Here is a 2,938-nt window from a genome sequence, read left to right as displayed (position 1 = left end):
CTTGATATACTTTTTGGCGACAGATACTACCAGTCGCAGATTGGCTTCTACCATCCGGCGTTTGGCATTTTCACCCGCAGCAACGGTTTTTTGCAGTTGCAGTTCGTCGGTATTGGCAGCAGTAGCCCATTCAGTCAAACTCGGCTCGCGGCTGAGTTCTTCGATTAGAGTATTCTTGACCGCCACCAGGATCGTCAACTGCTGTACCTGCTTACCGTACAGGATTTCCTGTTCGTGGGTGAGCAAGGGCACGCGCCCGATTTCACGGAGGTAGGTACGGACAGTATCGGTTGATGCTTGAGCAGTTTTCATGACTCTGGCTAAAATGTAGGGGGAATTTTTTAGATGCAAAATCTCGATCGCAGCAGAGTGCCCACTCGTTTGCCTCATTGGTAATGTGTTACCAGTCGTAAGCGTGGAGAGTCTCAGTTGCCGTTGGGTCTCAAGTTTACTTTTACGCTTTCTCTAATAATCTTAACATTTCTATACAATTCTCGATCGATCTTTTTTATCCTCAGCCAATTGGCTGACAGTATAGGTTCTAGATTTTAGGGGTCTCGATCGGATCGGAATTTACGCCCAACCGCCGCGAGATAACCGTCTCAATCGATTTACTTCTACTCTCATCATAGTTAAGATTTATTTACACGATTGCGATCTACAGCACAATTCAGACAAGTTACATTTAATGCAGACATTTTGGTTGGTTCGCCACGCACACAGATTAGATTTTACCGAGCCAGAATGGTTCGAGAGTGCAATTTACCCTTACGATCCGCCGCTTTCGCTCCAGGGGGTAGAACAAGCGGAGGCATTGGCAGTAAAATTTTCTAGCGTGCCGATCGACAGCATTTTTACTTCTCCTTTTTTAAGGACGATTCAAACAGTCGATCCGTTGGTAAGATTGCTCCAGTTACCAATCCGGCTGGAATGGGGTTTGTGTGAGTGGTTGTGTCAAGATTGGACGACGGAGTTACCCAAAACTACTCCGATGGCAGATTTGCTAGGATGTTACCCAAATATTGATGGTGATTATCAATCTCTTGTGATGCCTTGCTACCCTGAAACTATTGCGGCATTAAATATACGTCTCAATACTATAGCACACAAACTGATTCAATCCAAAAAAGATCGAATTTTGGCGATCGCGCACAAAGGTTCGGTACTGGGGATCGCCAGTGCATTAACTGGAAACGACGACTGGCGGACTTACGATTTGCCTTGTGGGGGAATTATTAAATTAGTTAGCGATGGCGAGATCTGGTCAGGTATCATCGAGGGGTAAGCCGTGGCGGAGTGCAGAGAGCCGCGCTTGCGCTTTAGGATCGAGAGAGTTGAACAGAAACCTGCCAGAGGATTGTTTTTGGGGGCGGTGCCGTCGTTTCGACTTTTTGGCACTAAAATCGACATCGGAAATGAGTTGGAGGGAAGAAATCCATTCGGCACCAAATCCCATTGCCGTGAGTTGCTGGGCACGATCGGATGTAGCTACAATCAGTCTAGAAGCAGAATACTGGATGTCATGGCGAAACGCCGCACAGAATTTTTCAATGTAAGTATCCGCTGTCTCTAAAAAGTCACTGTAGTGAATCGATAAGTTGGGTGTAACTATCTCGCAATAGGCTGGGGCATCGCGACTGTAGGCATCGAAAACGATTTTAGTTTGGTAATCTTCAAAAGCACTGAAGTTGATTAGTGCTTCGACTAATTTATTCCGTGCGGCTTCTAAATCGGCTCTAGATCCCGAACTGAGCGGGTTACTATTTGTCTGTCGGTCGTGTAAATCCGTCCAGGCTCCAATCACGTTGTAGCCATCAACGAGCAACACAGCTTGCTTTCGTGAGGGAGGCATGGTTCAATTTACAACCTTCTTAATAAATTTTTATATTAACTTATCTAATATTAGCAAGTTGTGGGATAAGTGGATAGGGGGGTGGGGGATGGGGGACGGGGAGACTGGGAGAAAAGGACGCTTGCGTCCATATCCACTATCCACTAAAACCTAAAACCTAAAGCCTCTCCAACAAGACGACTGCGTAGGCGCAGATGCCTTCTTCTCTGCCTGTGGCATCTAATTTTTCGTTAGTGGTGGCTTTGACACCAATTTGTTCGGGTGATAATTTCAGGGCTTGTGCCAAGCGATCGCGCATGGTAGTAATATGGGGCTTGAGCTTAGGACGTTCGGCAACGATGACTGTATCGAGATTACTAATTTGCCAACCGCGATCGATAATTAAACTATTGACTTGCTGTAAGAGTTCGATACTATCGGCACCAGCCCATTTAGCATCTGTAGGCGGGAAAAAGTGCCCGATATCGCCCAGGCTTAATGCACCCAACATCGCATCCATAATTGCATGAGTGAGGACATCAGCATCGCTGTGTCCTAATAATCCTAGCTCGTGTTCGAGCTGCACTCCACCTAAAATTAGCGGGCGATTGGCAACGAGCCGATGAATGTCGTAACCATTACCAATTCGGATGTTCATGCAGATTTGAGGAGTGGGATGTGTCAAAATATCTATTATCGATCGTATCGTACAGATCGCCAGCTTCGAGCGGTAACTAAAAAGTAATATTCTCAACGCACAGAGCATCACAAGATCGAGATCTCCAATCATGGAACGAAAATTGATGGATACAATTAGAGAACACAGTCGAGATATCGTCGATACCATCACCGCTCAATTGGAAGCAATCGCCGCTAATTTTGGCTGCTAAGTGGATTGTCGAACGGTAGACCTTTCCTCCGATGGTATTCAATAAATTATTACCATTAATTAGCAATCGTGTGGATATTTTAGCCGAGATGTAAAGGCTCAAATGTTTTTAAACCTATTTTCATCAGGATAAACGAACTTCCCCAAATCAAAGAAATGAGGCTAAGCAACATCACAATTCCTAATTCACGTTTTTGATTCATGTCAAATATTGTAAC

The 2,938-nt window shown here is 45.2% G+C and carries 4 protein-coding genes; 1 reads left to right on the top strand and 3 read right to left on the bottom strand.

Going from position 1 to position 2,938, the window contains the following annotated elements; genetic code table 11:
- Nucleotides 1-312 (bottom strand): sigma-70 factor domain-containing protein (locus tag RMO79_RS23330; RefSeq protein WP_310485657.1); only part of this gene is annotated, 312 nt, incomplete at its 3' end.
- Nucleotides 313-688: 376 nt separating this feature from the next.
- Here RMO79_RS23330 and RMO79_RS23325 point away from each other — a divergent pair.
- Nucleotides 689-1,285 carry a histidine phosphatase family protein gene (locus RMO79_RS23325; RefSeq protein WP_310485656.1) on the top strand — a complete coding sequence of 199 codons (597 nt, stop codon included), beginning with the start codon at nt 689-691 and terminating at the stop codon, nt 1,283-1,285.
- Here RMO79_RS23325 and RMO79_RS23320 read toward each other — a convergent pair.
- Nucleotides 1,265-1,852, bottom strand: a complete 588-nt coding sequence (locus tag RMO79_RS23320; RefSeq protein ID WP_310485655.1) for an NYN domain-containing protein — start codon at nt 1,850-1,852, stop codon at nt 1,265-1,267. The two genes, RMO79_RS23325 and RMO79_RS23320, sit on opposite strands and share 21 nt — an antisense overlap.
- Before the next feature lie 157 nt (nt 1,853-2,009).
- Nucleotides 2,010-2,489 (bottom strand): 2-C-methyl-D-erythritol 2,4-cyclodiphosphate synthase, encoded by a 480-nt coding sequence (ispF, locus tag RMO79_RS23315; RefSeq protein WP_310485654.1) that lies wholly within the window; start codon nt 2,487-2,489, stop codon nt 2,010-2,012.
- Between the last annotated feature and the right edge of the window lie 449 nt (nt 2,490-2,938).

Source organism: Chamaesiphon sp. VAR_48_metabat_403, assembly GCF_031422475.1.
Taxonomy (GTDB): Bacteria; Cyanobacteriota; Cyanobacteriia; order Cyanobacteriales; family Chamaesiphonaceae; genus Chamaesiphon.
The sequence above is the reverse complement of the archived record's forward strand: the minus strand, read 5'-3'. Positions and strand labels throughout refer to the sequence as shown.